8 protein-coding genes are annotated in these 16342 nt (G+C 68.9%); 5 read left to right on the forward strand and 3 right to left on the reverse strand.

The features are described 5' to 3' along the window. Nucleotides 1–209 precede the first annotated feature (209 nt). Genes ACODR1_RS07135 through ACODR1_RS07145 form a run of 3 tightly spaced genes read right to left on the reverse strand, consistent with a single transcriptional unit; the run spans nucleotide 210 to nucleotide 4793 of the window. Nucleotides 210–3266 carry a TonB-dependent receptor gene (locus ACODR1_RS07135; protein WP_488879836.1) on the reverse strand — a complete coding sequence of 1019 codons (3057 nt, stop codon included), beginning with the start codon at nucleotides 3264–3266 and terminating at the stop codon, nucleotides 210–212. Further along, on the reverse strand, nucleotides 3266–4225 hold the full coding sequence (locus ACODR1_RS07140; RefSeq protein ID WP_488879837.1) for a FecR family protein: 960 nt from the start codon (nucleotides 4223–4225) through the stop codon (nucleotides 3266–3268). Before ACODR1_RS07140 ends, ACODR1_RS07135 begins: the two co-directional genes overlap by 1 nt. Continuing rightward, nucleotides 4203–4793, reverse strand: coding sequence for an RNA polymerase sigma factor (locus tag ACODR1_RS07145; protein ID WP_488879838.1), 591 nt, complete (start codon nucleotides 4791–4793; stop codon nucleotides 4203–4205). The genes ACODR1_RS07140 and ACODR1_RS07145 overlap by 23 nt, the downstream gene beginning before the upstream one ends. Nucleotides 4794–5092: 299 nt before the next feature. Here ACODR1_RS07145 and ACODR1_RS07150 point away from each other — a divergent pair, with 299 nt between their 5' ends. The 5 genes from ACODR1_RS07150 (at nucleotide 5093) to ACODR1_RS07170 (ending at nucleotide 16269) form a co-directional block, all read left to right on the forward strand. After that, nucleotides 5093–5437, forward strand: coding sequence for an HU family DNA-binding protein (locus ACODR1_RS07150; protein WP_488879839.1), 345 nt, complete (start codon nucleotides 5093–5095; stop codon nucleotides 5435–5437). Further along, a complete protein-coding gene (locus tag ACODR1_RS07155) occupies nucleotides 5437–8088 on the forward strand; it encodes a glycoside hydrolase family 3 C-terminal domain-containing protein (RefSeq protein WP_488879840.1) in 2652 nt (883 codons plus the stop codon). Before ACODR1_RS07150 ends, ACODR1_RS07155 begins: the two co-directional genes overlap by 1 nt. Further along, nucleotides 8085–11222 (forward strand): sugar-binding domain-containing protein, encoded by a 3138-nt coding sequence (locus ACODR1_RS07160; RefSeq protein WP_488879841.1) that lies wholly within the window; start codon nucleotides 8085–8087, stop codon nucleotides 11220–11222. Before ACODR1_RS07155 ends, ACODR1_RS07160 begins: the two co-directional genes overlap by 4 nt. A 178-nt stretch (nucleotides 11223–11400) precedes the next feature. After that, nucleotides 11401–14874: a TonB-dependent receptor domain-containing protein gene (locus ACODR1_RS07165; protein ID WP_488879842.1), complete on the forward strand. Its 3474-nt coding sequence runs from the start codon at nucleotides 11401–11403 to the stop codon at nucleotides 14872–14874. A gap of 138 nt (nucleotides 14875–15012) precedes the next feature. Further along, nucleotides 15013–16269 carry a pectate lyase family protein gene (locus tag ACODR1_RS07170; protein ID WP_488879843.1) on the forward strand — a complete coding sequence of 419 codons (1257 nt, stop codon included), beginning with the start codon at nucleotides 15013–15015 and terminating at the stop codon, nucleotides 16267–16269. The last annotated feature ends 73 nt before the right edge of the window (nucleotides 16270–16342 follow it).

Here is a 16342-nt window from a genome sequence, read left to right on the forward strand (position 1 = left end):
CCGGCGGTTCGGGTATTCAGAAAAACTGCGTTCGCTTGCGGTTCGGCTTTCAGCGTTTCTGGCTGAATACCTTGTGCATTGAATTTGATGGGTATTCAGATCGTCTGAGACCGCGGCGTCGCACCGGCGCGAGCTTATGAGTAATTCTGCATGTCTTGATGAGGCGGCGGTCGTTGAGCGACCGTCATCATCACCGATCAGCGCGGCGACTACATCGCCCAACGCAGGCCCAGCCGGAACTCCCGGCCGGTGTGGTGGCGATAGGTCGGGATCAGAGTGCGATCGCTGAACTGCCGCTGGTAGGCGTCGGTCAGGTTGGCGGCCTCGGCCGTCAGCGTCAGGCGCGGCGACAGGGTCAGCCTGGCGGCGGCGTCCAGCGTGGTCAGCGGATCCACGCCGTCGACGTCGCCGCCGTTGGGCGCGGGTATGGTGGCCAGGTAGCGGCTGCGATGGCTGAGCGCGGCGCGCGCCTCCAGGCCGGGGCGCTGGTAGGCGAGGCCGATATTGGCCGCCACGCGGGGCGCGCCCAGGGCGTCCTGCATGTCGACCCAGGCGCCGTTCTGGTCGAGCAGTCGCACCATGGTGCGCGTGTAGGCGGCCGCGCCCTGGACGCTCCAGCTTTCGCCGAGCGGGGCGCGGAACGATAGCTCCGCGCCCGTCAGCCGGCCGGGCCCAGAGTTGATCGGTCGCGAGAACTGCCAGATCGGCAGGCCCGGCGAGCAGTCCGGCGCCCTGCCGCAGGCCTCGACCGCGACGCTGTCGGGCAGTCCGAACGGATTGGCCGAGAACGGGGCGGGGCGGGTGCTCGTGCCTTGAACCGTTGTGGCGATGGTCTTGCGATAGACGGCCGCCGATACCTGCACGCCCTGGCGTGGTCGCCAGTCCACCGAGAGATCAAAGGCGTCGGCGCGCGTGGGGCGCAGGTCCGGATTGCCCGACGAAACCGATTTGGCGCCGGTGGTCGAGACGCTGACGCCGGGCCGCAGGCTGATCAGGTCGGGCCGCACCATCACCCTTGCCGCGCCGACCCGCATGACGATGTCGGATGACAGGTTCCAGGCCAGGTTCAGCGACGGCAGGGTGGACCAGTAGTCGTTGGAGGCGCTGGTCCAGCGCGCGACGGCGTCGGCGCCGACGTCGAGTCCGGCCGCGTCGACCTTGGTTCGGATCACCCGCACGCCTGCTTCCCCCCAGAAAGGGCGGGAAGGAGAGCGAGGCAGGGCCAGTTGCAGGAACGCCGCGTCGGATCGTTCGGTCACGTCGTAGTTCAGGCCAGCCACGGCGCCGGGGCCCAGTTCGAAGCCTGGGCACTGGCGTGTCGCACAGGCGGCCGCGAGGGCGGCCTGGGTGTCGATCGCCAGCCAATGGGCAGGGGCGCCGACGACGCCGAAGTCGACGCCCTGACCGACGAGGTGGACATAGTCGGCCAGGGACAACGCGCGCAGGCTCGCCGGAAGCTCGGCGTTGATGTTGCCGATCCCGCCGTCCGACCGCATCCGGGCCGAACCGACGTTGCGGTAGGTCTTGGCCAGGAGGCCGACGCGCCAGTCCACCGGGCCCGAGCGGTTTTCGAGGTCCAGCGCCAGGGAGCGGTAGCTGTTGTCGACCCAGTTGGGATCGGAGCGGAACTCGCTGATCGTCCAGGCTCCGGGCGCGGCGAGGGCGGCGTCGCCAAAGCTCAGCGCTGGCCGGTCCCTGTCGGAGAAGTCATAGGCGAAGCCGTCGACGTCGAACTGCTCCAGATAGAGCGTCTGCTGCACTGGATTGCTGAAGTCCGAGCGGCTGAACCCGGCCAGAAGGCGTCCCTCCAGGCCTTCACGGAACCGGTGCGTCGCCGCCAGGGTGGTCTGACGGAAGATGGTGTTCAGTTCGTCGCGACGGGCCTCGGAGCGCACGTCGACATTGTCGAAGCGGCCGGCGATCAGCACCGGCTTGCGGCCGCCGAACAGGGCGATGTCCGCCGCCGTGACCGCCACGGCGTTGATGCCGCAGCGCGGATCGGGCGGTGCGGCGCAAGCGCCGGGCGTACGGAAGGTGAAGCTTTCCAGCAGGTTCTCGCGCCGGGGGGAGCGCAGCTCGGCATAGATCGTGTCGAGCGCGATGCGGGTGGCGTCGTCCGGCCGCCATTCCAGGGAGCCGGTCAGGCCCACGCGATCCTGGTCGATCTCCATCAGCTCGAGCCGGGGAATACGGGCGTGCAGGGCGGCGTTGACAGCGGCGAGGTCGAGCGGTGCGGCGGCGGACCCGAAGCCGGGCGCGACGGCGACGCCGGTCTCCCACTGGCCGGCGCTGGCGCCGGCCTCGACCACCGAGCGGCCCGAATAGGCGGCCGAGACCAGGACGCCCAGCCGGCCCGCGGCGTCGCGCCGGGACAGCACCGTCGAGACCCGGGGCCGGACCTCGCGCGACAGGGTCTGGTAGCCGGCTTCGACGATGAACACCGCGTGGCGGCGCGGCAGCTCCAGCGGCGAGCGGGTGCGCATGTCGATCGTCGCGCCCAGCGAGCCCTCGTCGACGTCGGCCGAGGCCGTCTTTTGCAGCCGCACCTGCTTGAACAGGTCGGCGGCGAAGATGTTGTAGTCGAAGGCCCTGCCGCGATTGGTGCCGCCGACGGCGTTGCTGGCGCCGAAGGTGGCCAGGGTCTCCATGCCGTTGACCCGCACGCGGGTGAAGCGGCCGCCCACGCCCCGGACGGCGATCTGGCGCGCCTCGCCGGTCTCGGGGCCGGCGGCCACTCCCGGCATCTGCCGCAGGGCGTCGCCCAGGCCCAGTGCGCCCGCGCCGCGAAGTTGCTCCTCCAGCAGGACGTCGACCTGGGCCGGTGCGTCTCTTGCCTGTTCGGTCACGGGCTCGGCCAGGGGGCGGGCCAGTACGCTGATCGGCGTGACCAGGGTCGGTTCATCGCCTTGGGGTGTCGAGGGGCGGGGCGAAGAAGGCGGCGCGGTCGCGATGGCCTGGGTGCGGCGCTTGAGGGTCACCACGCCGGAGGGCGAGATCGAGAAATCCAGGTCCGAGCCCGTCAGCAGCATCCGCAAGGCCTGGTTCAACGACATCGATCCCGACAGGCCCGGCGCGCGACGGCCGGCGGTCAGGGCCGAGGGCGCGGCGATTACCGCGCCGGTGCGCGCCGACACCGACAGCAGGGCCGTGGCCAGGGGCTGGGCCGGCTGGTCGAAGGCGAAGGATCGTTCGGGCGCCGCCGCCAGCACGGGGGCCGCCATGAGCCAGCCCGCCGCCATCGCCCCGATCGCGGGAGCGGCCTTCATCACGGCGCTGAGGCGGTTCCGGGGCGAACGTCGATGGTCCGCTGGCCGCCGGAGGAGCGAATGCTGACCGGGAGGATCTCGGGCAGGCTGGCGATGAACCGGTCGGCCTGGTCAAGCTGGAAGCTGGCGGTGATCCGAAGGGCGGCGGCGCGTGGCGTGACCTGCAGTCCGGCATGGCCCCTGGCCACGAGGTCGGCGACCACGTCGCCCAGGGGCGCGTCGGCATAGGCCAGGCGTCCGGCGCGCCAGGCGGCGGCTTCGGTCGGGGCCGGCAGCCGGCCGCCCTGGGCGCGGCCGTTCTCGACCAGCAGGTAGTCGCCGGCCCCCAGCTTGGCGACCTCCCTGCGCGCCTTGCCATGGTAGACGGCGACCCGGCCCTCCTCGACGGCCACGCGGACCTGACCGCTGGCGCTGGTCCGGGCGTCGAAGCGCGTGCCCAGCACCTCGACTTCCGTCTGCCCGATCTCGACCTGGAAGCGACGGCCATCGGCCTTGCGCACCGAGAAGAAAGCCTCGCCGCGCTCCAGGACATAGCGGCGGTTGTTCCAGCGCGAAGCGGGCGCCAGGCGGCTGCCCGGCGCAAGGATGGCTGTGCTGCCGTCCTTGAGGGCGACCTGGCGCGATTGAGCGCCGGTCTCAAGCACGGTGGGCGGCAAGGCTATGACCACGGCGGTGACCAGACATGCGGCCAGCGCTGTCACGCCGCCGATCCAGGCAGATGGACGGGCCTGGGGCTTGCGGTGCGATTGGGGAGCGGGGCGCGCCAGGGACGGCAGCTCGCTCAGCGCCAGCAGCACGGACTCGGCCTCTTCATAGGCGCGCGCATGCGCCGGATCGGCGTCGAGCCAGCGGCGCAGGTCGGCCGACCGCTCCGGTGGGAACGGCTCGCCCGACACCGCCAGGGCCCAGGCCCGGGCTTCCCGCCCGATCGGCGAGTCAGGATCGACGGTTGCGTTCACGCGACAGGCCCCTGTAGTCGATGACGCCGCGCGCCAGGGCGCGCTGGCAGACGGCGGTGGTTTCGTCGATAGTCTTGCGGACCAGGGCTTCGGAGACGCCCTCGCGGCGGCCGATCTCGGCGAAGCTGAGACCCTCGATCCGGTTGGCCGCGAGATAGCGGCGGTGCCGGTCCGGCAGGCCCGCCACCACCTTTTCCAGCAGCTTCAGGTCGTCGCGCGCGATGAGCGCTCGCTCGACGTCCGGCGCATCGTCCGGTTCCAGCGCCGGCGCGGAGGCGTCCAGCAGGCGGGCCGTGCGCTGGCGACGCCGACGGCCGTCGAGCGTCAGGTTGATGGCGACGCGGAAGACAAAGGCGCGAGGGCTTTCCAGCGAACGGTCAGATAGCCGCTCCCCGAGCTTGAGGAAGGCTTGCTGGGCGACGTCCTCGGGATCGGGCGGGCCCGCCCCGAACCGCGCGCGCAGGAAGGCGCACAGGTCGCCCCAGTCCTGGGCATAGGCGCGCCGATAAGCCGATCGGTCTTTCCACAGCTCGTCGTTGCGAGCTTCTGGCCGCTCCGCCGTCGACACGAGGTCTCCCCAAACATCCGGTCTCGCCGGTTGGCGCGACGATGCTGGCGAAAGTCCGCCCGATCAATGGACGACGAAAAATTATGGATCAGCGGTCGTTTTCTTGTGCGGATCGGCGCCCGCCGGACGTCGTTCAATGTCGGGAAGAAAAGCGGAGAAAATCTCCACATTTATTTAAGTTACCGGTACCTTTTTCTCTTTTCGTGTCGATTGCGACATGCTTATTTCAATCATGACACCGGTGGCTAACCGGGCGAGACGGTCGACAAGGCCGCAACATGGGAAGGGGAGGCGGTTCGATGAACAGCTCTGCGCGCGACTCGGGCGCTGCGCCGCGTGGCCTGTCTTCAGGCGACGAACGGCCCGCCGAAGAGCCCGTCCTCGACATCGCCCGGGCCTTTCAAGCTGACGTCGGCGACATGCTGACTCGCTCTCTCTGCCGCCAGATCCGTGAAGCCCTGCTCGACGGAAAGGTCGTCGACCTGCCGGGCGTCGGCCGTTTCGAGATCCGCGACAAGCGCCGCTACGGCCTCGTCAATCCCAAGAGCGGCGCCCGCGCCGACCTCGGTGGCGAACGCGCCGTCGTCTACCGGCCTGACCGCAAGCTGCTGCGCGACCTGAATTCTTCCCGAGGCGATGTTTGATGAGCGTATCCGTCCGCAGCCGTCGCTTCGGCGTGGTTTCTCTTTTGGCCTTGTCCATGGCGACTGCGCCGGCCGTGGCGATGGCGCGCGCCGACGCCTTCCATGACGTCAGCCTCTCGCCCGAGGCGCGCGCCGCCGATCTCGTCGCGCGCATGACGCTGGAGGAGAAGGCCGGCCAGCTGAAGCATGCCGCGCCGGGTGTTCCGCGCCTTGGCGTGCCCGCCTTCAACTGGTGGAGCGAGGGTTTGCACGGTGTGGCCCGCGCTGGCGAAGCGACCGTGTTTCCGCAGGCCATCGGCATGGCGGCCACCTGGGATGTCCCGCTGATCCAGGACGTGGCCGACACCATCGCCACCGAGTTCCGCGCCAAATACGTCGAGAAGCGCGGCGCTGACGGGAGCTCGGGCCAGTATCGCGGCCTGACCGTCTGGTCGCCCAACATCAACATCTTCCGCGATCCGCGCTGGGGCCGGGGTCAGGAGACCTGGGGCGAGGATCCGCACCTGACCGCCGAGTTCGGCGTGGCCTTCGTGCACGGCCTGCAGGGCGAAGATCCCAAGCACTACAAGACCGCCGCCACCGCCAAGCACTTCGCCGTGCACAGCGGTCCGGAGGCCGACCGTCACCACGACGACATCCATCCCAGCAAGCACGATCTGGCCGACACCTATCTGCCGGCTTTCGAGGCGCTGGTTAAGCGCGGCAAGGTCGAGTCCGTGATGTGCGCCTACAACGCCGTCGACGGCGTGCCGGCCTGCGCCAGCGACTTCCTGCTCAAGGACACTCTGCGCGGAAAGTGGGGCTTCAAGGGACACGTGGTCTCGGACTGCGCGGCCATCGCCGACGTCTTCCTGCCGACCTCGCACAACTACGCCAAGACCCCGGCCGAGGGCGTCGCCGTCAGCCTGAAGGCCGGCACCGACCTGATCTGCGCCGAGTTCGGGGCCAACAAGAGCTCGGAGATCGGTCCGATCGTCGACGCGGTGAAGAGCGGCTTGATGACCGAGGCTGATCTGGACCAGGCAGTCCGTCGTCTGTTCGTCGCCCGCATCAAGCTGGGTCTCTTCGATCCGCCGTCCAATGTCGCCTATTCGAAGATCACGCCGGCCGACAACGACACGCCCGCCAACCGCGCCCTGTCGCTGAAGACGGCCCAGGCCTCGATGGTGCTGCTGAAGAACGACGGCCTGCTGCCTCTGAAGGCCGCGCCCAAGCGCATCGCGGTGATCGGCCCGAACGCCGACAGCCTCGACGCCCTGGTCGGCAACTACAACGGCACGCCCTCCAAGCCGGTGACGGTGCTGGCCGGGATCCGCGCGCGCTATCCGAACGCCCAGGTGACCTTCGTCGAGGGGACAGGTCTGGTCGGCGCGCCGATGAACACCCTGTCCAATGAGGCGTTCTGCGCCGACCCGGCCTGCGCCGCCAAGGGCGTGAAGCTAGAGACCTTCCGGGGTCTGGAGCTGGCCGGCGAGGCCAAGGCCGAGAGCGCCGCCAACGTGCAGGTCAGCTGGGGCCGTCCGACGCGCGAGAAGCGCCAGGCTTCCACGCGCTGGACCGGTTTCCTGAAGCCGACCGAGACCGGCGTGCATCGCTTCACCATGCGCGGCGAGGGCGGCTATCGGGTGATCGTCGACGGCAAGGTCGTGGTCGACGCCTGGAAGCGTCCGGCCGACGCCACGCCCGAAGGCGCCGTCGCCCTGACGGCCGGGCAGGCGCACGCGATCACGGTCGAGGCGTGGCAGGACGGCGACCGGGGCGACCAGCGCCTGACCTGGAGCAAGCCCAGCCAGGGCGCCGAGGCCGCCATCGCCGCGGCCAAGGACGCCGATCTAGTGCTGTTCGTCGGCGGTCTGACCGCCAAGCTGGAAGGCGAGGAAATGTCGGTCCGCGCCCCGGGCTTCGCCGGCGGCGACCGCACCCGTATCGACCTGCCCGCGCCGCAACAAAGCCTATTGGAAGGCCTGCACGCCACCGGCAAGCCCGTGGTGCTGGTGCTGATGAACGGTTCGGCCATGGCCGTGAACTGGGCGGACGAGAAACTGCCGGCCATCGTCGAGGCCTGGTATCCGGGCGGGGAGGGCGGCCATGCCGTGGCCGGCCTGATCGCCGGCGACTACAGCCCCTCTGGCCGGCTGCCCCTGACCTTCTACCGCTCGGCCGATCAGCTGCCGCCGTTCAAGGACTACGGCATGGCCGGGCGCACCTATCGCTACTTCGGCGGCGAGGCGCTCTATCCCTTCGGCCATGGCCTGAGCTTCACCCGCTTCAAGTACGGGCAGCCGAAGCTGGCCAAGTCGGTGAAGGCCGGCGAGACGCTGAAGGTCAGCGTCGATGTCACCAATGCCGGCGCCCGCGAGGGCGACGAGGTCGCCCAGCTCTATGTCTCGCGCGGCGCGGCCGGCGCGCCGATCCGCTCGCTGAAGGGCTTCCAGCGCGTGGCCCTCAAGGCCGGCGAGACCAGGACCCTGACCTTCGAGCTCGATCCGTCGGCGCTCAGTGTCGTGGACGCCGTCGGTGTGCGCGCGGTCGAGGCGGGAGCGGTCGATCTCTGGATCGGCGGCGGCCAGCCGGTGTCGCGTCCGGGCCTGGCCAAGCCCGCCGGGGTTTCCGCCCGCTTCGCCGTCACCGGTCGGAAGGTGTTGCCGTGAAGCTGGACCGCCGTTTCTTCCTGGCCGCCGGCGGCGCGGGTATCGCCGCGACCGGCATGGTTGCGCCCGCGTCGGCCGCCGACCTGCTGGCCGTGCCCGACGAGGGCTGGAGCCTCTGGATCGACCAGGCCGCGGCCTGGAAAGACGATACGCTGCACCTGCCCAGCGCCGTCGACCTGAAGACGCTGCCGGTCAATCCGCCGACTGGCGGCTGGGGCGCGCTTGGCTCTTCCGAGGCCCTTACGGTCAGCCTGCCGACCACGGTCGAGGAGCACTTCTGGGGCAAGTTCGCCTCGCGGCCCTACGGCGCCGACGAGTACCGCTACGCCGAGGACGACGACGTGCCGCGCTACGGCGCCTACAAGGGCGTGTCCTGGTGGTCGCGGACGATCGACATTCCCGCCTCCGCCAAGGGCAAGCGTGTGCTGCTGAACCTGCGCGGCGCGCGGCTGCGGGCCGAGGTGTTCCTGAACGAGCAATTGGTCGGCTACTCGATCATGTCGGAGCTGCCGTTCGCCTGCGACCTGACGGCGGCGATGAAGCCGGGACAGGCCAGCCGGCTGTCGATCCGCATCACCAATCCCGGCGGCCGGTTCGACTGGCGCGACAGCACCACCATGGTCTGGGGCAAGGTGAAGCTGTTCGCCTCTCACGGCTTCGGCGGCCTTGATCGCGGCATGACGCTGAGCGTCAATCCGCTGGCCGCCCGCATCGACGACGCCTGGGTGCTGAACACGCCCCAGCTGCGCACGGTTACGGCCTTCATGGACGTGGTGCTGGAAAAGCCGGTCGCCGATCTCGCGAAGCTGCGGGCCAAGGCCTCCGCCGCGCTGTTCGACGACAGGGGCGCGCCGGTCGCCGCCGACATCAAGCTCGAAACCCTCGAAACCCTCGAAGGCGGTCGCCGCCTGCGGGTCCGGTTCTCGGTGACCGCGCCCAAGGCCGATCTCTGGGATCTCGATACGCCGCGCCTGCATCGCCTTCGCCTGTCGTGGGCGGAGACCAGGCGTGATGTCGACACCCGCGAAGTGCGCTTCGGCTTCCGCTGGTTCGGCGTCGAGGGCGTGGGGACCGACGCCTTGCTGCGCCTCAACGGCCGCCGCATCCGGCTCTATTCGGCGATCTCCTGGGGCTATTGGGGCTTCAACGGCCTGTGGCCGACCAAGGAACTGGCCCGCCGCGAGGTCACCGCCGCCCACGCGCTGGGCCTCAACGCGCTGCACTTCCACCGCAACGTCGGCAAGCCCGAGGTCTTCCAGGCCATGGACGAAATGGGCCTGCTGCGGGTGATGGAGCCCGGTGGCGGACGCCACGCCATCGGTCGCGACCTCAAGCCCGGCGAGAGCCTCAATCCCGCCGACGCCTTCAGCCGCCAGTTCATGGTCGAGAAGTGCCAGGCCATGGTGCGGGCCTTCCGTTCGCATCCGTCGCTGGCCCACTACACCCTGCAGAACGAAATCGGCGCGAACCTGGCCAATCCCGACGTGCAGTTCGTGCTGAAGGCCATGCACGACCTGGACCCCAGCCGGGCGGTCATCCTCAACGACGGCTTCGTCAAGCGCGGCGCGGCCCAGGCGATGTACCTGCCGTACAACGACCACTACTTCCGCTCGGACGTCGAGGAATGGGGCGGCTGGTGGGTGGAGCACCAGGGCGCCGGCGACCAGTGGTACGACAAGTTCTACGCGTCCAAGGACGATTACATCCACATGCAGAAGGGCAAGCCCTTCATCGTCGAGTTCGGCGAGATGCAGGGGTGCGCCGTGGCCGACAACCACGTGGCCATGGTCGCCGAGATCCTGGCCAAGGGCGGCAAGAGCTACGACCTGGAAGACCACAAGGTCATCGTCGAGCGCACGAACGCCTATCTGGATCGCTGGGGCTTCCGAAAGGCGTTCCCGACCACCGAGGCGCTGTTCCTGTCGGTCGGACGCAAGGCCTACGAGGCCTGGCGCAACTACCTCGAGAACATCCGCCTGGGCGAGACGGTGGACGTCGCCGCCATCTCGGGCTGGGAAAGCACTTCGATCGAAAACCACTCCGGGATCGTCGATGCCCTGCGCGGCTTCAAGGCCGACCCGAGCCTGATGAGTCAGAGCCTGCGGCCGACCCTGGCCGTGGCCAAGCCCCGCAAGCTGGCCTATGCGCCCGGCGAGGCGGCCGAGCTTGATCTCTGGCTGTTCAACGACACCGGCAAGCCGATTTCCGGCGACTTGGCGCTGAGCGTCGTCGGGCCGGACGGCGTGGCGCGGGCGGCCGGGCGCTGGCCCGTTCCCGCACATGAGGCGGACCGCATGTCGTGGCTGGTCGCCGAGCGTGTCCGTACGCCGGCCTTCGAGCGGGAAGGGCGGCACGTGATCCGCGTGGCCTTGTCCGGCTCTGGCCAGGTGGTCTCCGACCGCGAGGTCTGGGTCGCCGCGCCGCAGGGCGAGCCGCGGCGCAAGCTGAAGCTGGCTGTCTCGGGCGTCGCCAGGAGCCTGCGGGCTCAGCTGGAAAAGCAGGCTGGCGTCGCGGTCGAGGACTTCAAGGTCGGCGTCCGCTACGACGGTATCGTCGCCTCGGGCCTGAAGGCCGACGAGATCGTCCGCCGCCAGGTCGGCGAGCAGACCGGCCTGGAAGCCCAGCCGAAGAAGGGCGAGAAGGTCGAGCTGGTGCTGGGCGAACTGCCGCCCGAAGTGCTGGCCGCCATCTTCGCCGGGACGCCGCTGCTGGCCATGGTGCAGGAAGACGGCCTGGCCGAGGGCGTGGCCAGGCAACTCGCGGGTCTCGGCCTCTTTTCCTATGCCGGTCAGGTCGGGGGGCTGCGGGCCCCGTGGATGGGCAACTGGAACTATGTCCGGGCCCATTCGACCTTCGCCGGCATCCCGTCCGACATGGCCATGAGCGTGCTGCACCAGGTCGAGGGGCAGCCCTCGAACGGCCTGCTGGTCGATGGGCAGGGCGTCGAGGTGATCGCCGCCTACAGCCGCGATCACGACCGCCACAACGGCGCGGCCAGCTTCATCGCGCGCAAGGGCGCGGCGCGGGTGCTGGTCCATCGCCTTCCCGACATGGTCGCCCCGCTCCAGACGCGCTGGCTGAGCAACGCGCTGGACTGGCTGGCGGCCGATCCGATCACGAGCCCAGGAGGGTGAGCGACGATGTCTAGCGCCTAGAGCCGAGACCAAGGCGGCGGCCTGCCGCCGTCCGTGAAGACCAAGAGATCAGTGCGGGCCTTTTCGCCGCCGCGTCCCCGGCGCGGCGAACGGGAGCGCTTGCGCCAAAGCCGACGCGTCCGAAGCGACGCGATCAACAATTGGGAGGGAAATAGGGATGACCAATTACAAGACGGGAAAGGTCCCGCCGCGCACGCGGCTGATGGCCGGGATTTCGAGCCTGACGGTGGCCGCGCTGCTGACGCCGGCCGTGGCCCTGGCGCAGGCCTCGCCGCCGCCGGCCGACCAGCCGATCACCGACAACGCGGTCAGCGAGGTGGTCGTCACCGGTTATCGCGCGGCCCTGCGCAGCGCCATCGACACCAAGAAGAATTCGGACGTGATGCTCGACGCCATCAACGCCGAGGATATCGCCGACTTCCCCGACTCCAACCTGGCGGAATCGCTGCAGCGCCTGCCGGGCATCTCGATCGACCGCGACAACGGCGAGGGCCGCACCATCAGCGTGCGCGGCCTGTCGGGCGACTTCAGTCGGGTGCGGATCAACAACATGGAGGCCCTGTCGACGGGCGCCTCCAACGACTCCGGCTCCAGCCCCAACCGCTCGCGCGCCTTCGACTTCAACGCCTTCGCTTCGGAGCTGTTCAGCTCGGTGCGGGTGCGCAAGTCCTCGTCGGCCGAGGCCGATGAAGGCTCGCTGGGGGCCACGGTCGACCTGATCACCGGCAGGCCCTTCGACTACAAGAAGAGCGCCTTCGCCCTGTCGGCCGAGGACAGCTATTACGAGAACGGCAAGAAGCACAGCCCGCGCATCACCGGCCTCGTCTCCAACCGCTGGTTCGACGGGCGGGTGGGCCTTCTGATGTCGGCCGCCTACGCCAAGCGCACCTCCGAGGACGACACCTACGCCCGCGGCGGCGGCTCGTCGGACTATGTCTATCGCGGCTCGACCTGGACCGGCGACGAACTGCCAGGCCGCGCGGGCTTCGCCGCGCCGACCGGCACGGTGTTCACCGCCTTGATCCCGACCACCCTGACGGGTTCGGCACTGGACGCCTACAAGGCCAATCCGGCCAATTACTACAATCCGATCGCCAATCCGCTGGCCTATGCCGAGATGACCGGCTCTGATCCGGCCGCCTACGCCAAGCTCTATCCGAACTGCGCGGCGACCAGCGGCCAGCCGGTGGCGGGCCTGACCCCGACCTCGCCGGGCTGCAACGACAGCCAGATCCGCTTTCCGGCCCTGCCGTCGATCGCCCAGCGCGACGTCGAGACCGAGCGCCTGGGCCTGACCGGCGCCTTCCAGTTCGAGATCGGGCCGCGCACCAAGCTGACGGTCGACGGCCTCTATTCGCGGTTCGAGAGCGTCAGCACCAACTACCAGCTGTCGCCCGTCGGCCTGAACCGCAACAACACCAACGCCAGCTATCAGTACGGCGCAAACGTGCCTACGGCCACGGCCCGCAACGGCAGCGCCATGACCGACGCCCAGCGTCGCGCGCTCTATCCGGGCGGCTGCACCTTTACCGCAGAGACCGATCTGAACCCCGGCCAGGACTGCGGCCAGCAGCTGTATGGGCAGGCCCCGGTCAGCGGCTACACCTACAGCTTCAACCCCTACAACCTGGATCCGTACGAGTATTACACCAACCCGTCCTCGCCCGGTTATGCCGGCCCGGCCTCCAGCCTGCCGTTCCGTGGCGACCTGATCGGGCGCCCGTCGGTCAAGCTGCTCGACGCCGAGGTCGTGGGCCAGAACGCCGAGTATCTGAAGCTGGGCAATGTCGACTGGCGCTCGGGCGCCGACCGCGGCGCCTACACCACCGACTTCCGCCAGGTGTCGGCCGAACTGACCCACGAGTTCAGCGACCGCCTGAAGGCCACCGCCGCCTACGGCGCCTCGCGGTCAGAGAACAAGAACACCGGCACTCTGGTCGAGTTCAACTACATGGACGCCCAGGAGCCCTTCATCTTCGACGAGCGGGGCGCTTCGGGCATGCCGCGCTTCGATGCCGGGTTCGACGGGGCAGACGCGACCAAGTGGGGCATCGTCAAGGGCTTCTCGGGCATGCGCCACTACAAGCGCAACACCCTGAACACCTACAACGGCGCCAAGATCGACGTCGCCTACGAGCTGGACGACAACTGGACGATCAAGTTCGGGATCACCGGCCGCAAGTACGAGTTCTCGACCGACCAGTACGAGCGCAACAACGACCTCCTGAATCCGACCGAGAAGGAGGCCGGCGTGACCAGCGCCTCGCTGGGCCAGGTCATCGAGTTCGGCCAGGGGTTGGACGTGCCGCAGGGCTCGACCACGCGCTTCTATGCGCCGAACCTCGAGGCCTTCAGCAGCGTCTTCGGCTTCGACTGCGACTGCATCAACAAGTACGGCGACTTCCGCATCACCCGGAAGCGCAACCGCTCGGCCTCGTTCGAGGTGGCCGAGAAGAACCTCGCCTACTACGCCCAGTTCGGCTTCAACTACGAGGTCTGGGGCGGTCGTCGCCTGTTCGGCAACTTCGGCGTCCGCCAGGCCGAGACCGAGGTCGAATCCCTGGGCGAGACCACGGCTGGCCGGCCGATCCGCGGTGAGAACAAATACAGCGACACCCTGCCGTCCGGTAACCTGACCTGGGAGGCGATGGACAACCTCTATATCCGCTTCGCCGCGGCCAAGGTCATGGCTCGTCCGCTGCTGGGCAACCTGTCGCCGGCGGTCACCGGCGTCAGCATCCCCGGCGACGGCTCAGTCACCGGCGGCACGCTGACGGTCGGCAACCCGAAGCTCTCGCCGTTCCGCGGCAAGGCCTTCGACGTGGCCGCCGAGTGGTACTTCGCCAAGGGTGGCCTGATCAGCCTGGGCTACTTCCGCAAGGACATCGATTCCTATCCGCAGACGGTGTTCTACGAAGCCCCGCTGTCGGAGTTCCTCGACGCCGACGCCATCGCCCAGCTGCGCCTGCAGTTCCCGGGCGAGACCGGCGGCGACATCTTCCGCCGCGCCTATATCGACGCCGACAACGTGATGCTGGCCCGCCAGGTCCGCGATGCGCCCGGCGGCGTGCTGCAGGGCTGGGAGTTCAGCTACCAGCAGGACTTCACCTTCCTGCCCTGGTACTTCAAGAACCTCGGCGTCCAGTTCAACATGACCAAGCTGGACACCGAGCTGAAATACATCCTCGACCCGGGTGCGGTGAACGCCACCACGGGCGTGGTGACCAAGGCGCCGGTCTATGGCACGGGCCCCTGGCTGGGCGCCTCGCCCAAGGGGATCAACTTCACGGTCTATTACGAGACCAAGAAGTTCAACGCCCGCGTCTCGATGGCCCAGCGCGACGAATACTACACCAAGTATCCGATCGCCTCGGGCAACTGCGATCCGGGCCTGCAGGCCAACGGCTCGGCCTGCGATGGCCCGCTTATCAACGAGTTCGAGGGCGCAAAGTCGACCATGAACGTCGACTTCTCGATGCGCTACCAGCCGATGAAGCAGGTCAGCATCACCTTCGAGGCCCTGAACATCACCGACGAGAAGTCAGAGCGGTTCGTCTACAACGACCCGGTCATCCTCTCGTACGGCGGCAGCGGCCCCAACTACCGGATCGGCGTGCGCTACAAATACTAGCGCGCCGCGAGACTGGTCGCCGCACCCCTCCGCGTGGCGGCCAACCCCTTCGGCTTTCCCCAGGGCTCGAAGGCGGCCTCGGCGGAGGATCGACGCGGTCCTCCGCCGCTTCTTTTTCAGTTCGGCCAGGAGTTGGCGATGAAGACGGGTGACTTCGTGCTGAGGCGTCGGACGGTGCTGGCGGGCGCCGGGGCAGCCTTGCTGGCGCCGATGGCGACCTGGGCCAAGGCGCCCGACTTCGCCGCGCTGGGCTGGGCCAGCGCCAGGGGCGGGGAGGGCGGTCGCACCCTGCGGGTCACCACCCTGGCCGCCGACGGGCCAGGCTCGTTCCGCGCCGCTGTCGAGGCCTCCGGGCCGCGCAAGGTAGTGTTCGACGTCGCAGGCGTCATCGACCTTGGCCGCAGGAGCATCCGGATCCGGGAGCCGTTCCTGACCGTGGCCGGCGAGACCGCGCCGTCGCCTGGCATCACCTTCATCCGGGGCGGCATCGAGGTGCAGAGCCACGACGTCGTGCTGCGTCACTTGCGGGTGCGGGCCGGTCGCGATGGCGCTCCCGATCGCAGCGGCTGGGAGGTGGATGGGATCACCTGCTGGAAGGCCCAGGACGTCATCGTCGACCATTGCTCGATCGCCTGGGCCACCGACGAGAACCTGTCGGCCTCGGGGCCCCGTTTCGACGGCGGCGACACGGTGGAGGCCTGGCGTAAGGGGACCTCGCACCGGATCACCTTCAGCAACAACATCGTCTCCGAGGGGCTGTCGCACGCCAGCCACGTCAAGGGCGAGCACTCCAAGGGCACGCTGATCCACGACAACGCGACACAGGTGCTGATCGCCGGCAACCTCTATGCCCACAACCTGGAGCGCAACCAGCTGTTCAAGGGCGCGGTCCATGCGGTGTCGGTCAACAACCTGGTCTACGACCCCGGTACGCGGGCCATGCACTATGCGCTGAACGCCCCGGAGTGGGAGGGGCGGGCCTGGCAGGTCGGCCGGCTGGCGCTGGTGGGCAATGTGGTGCGCGGTGGCGCGTCCACCCGGCCGGACCTGCCGTTCCTGATCGTGGAGGGGCAGGGAGACCTGGAGCTCCATGCCCATGACAACCGCGCGACCTATGCCGGCGGGGCGGCGATGCCCGAGTTGCGGATCCTGCCGACCACGCCCTTGCCGCAGGTTCGGCGCCTGGCGGTCGCGCCGCTATGGCCCAAGGGCTTGAAGGCCCTGCCGGCGTCGAGCGTCGAGGCCAGCGTTCTGGCCGCGGCCGGCGCGCGGCCCTGGGACCGTGACGCGGTCGATGCCCGAATCCTTCGTCAGGTGAAGGACGGAACAGGCCGGGTGATCGACGACGAGGCCGAGGTCGGCGGCTATGCGGGCGCTGGCTGGACGAAGGCCTGACGTCCCGAGTCGACGCTTTTCGGCCACTTTTAGAAAAACATCGACCACTTGTAGGAGTTTTTATGGCTGCCTC

The sequence above is a fragment of the Caulobacter sp. FG7 genome, assembly GCF_057808875.1.

What these genes read in the sequence shown, in the direction of transcription:
- ACODR1_RS07135 (WP_488879836.1), bottom strand. Translation starts at nt 3,266, where the DNA reads ATGAAGGCCGCTCCCGCGATCGGGGCGATGGCGGCGGGCTGGCTCATG.
- ACODR1_RS07150 (WP_488879839.1), top strand. Translation starts at nt 5,093, where the DNA reads ATGAACAGCTCTGCGCGCGACTCGGGCGCTGCGCCGCGTGGCCTGTCT.
- ACODR1_RS07155 (WP_488879840.1), top strand. Translation starts at nt 5,437, where the DNA reads ATGAGCGTATCCGTCCGCAGCCGTCGCTTCGGCGTGGTTTCTCTTTTG.
- ACODR1_RS07165 (WP_488879842.1), top strand. Translation starts at nt 11,401, where the DNA reads ATGACCAATTACAAGACGGGAAAGGTCCCGCCGCGCACGCGGCTGATG.
- ACODR1_RS07170 (WP_488879843.1), top strand. Translation starts at nt 15,013, where the DNA reads ATGAAGACGGGTGACTTCGTGCTGAGGCGTCGGACGGTGCTGGCGGGC.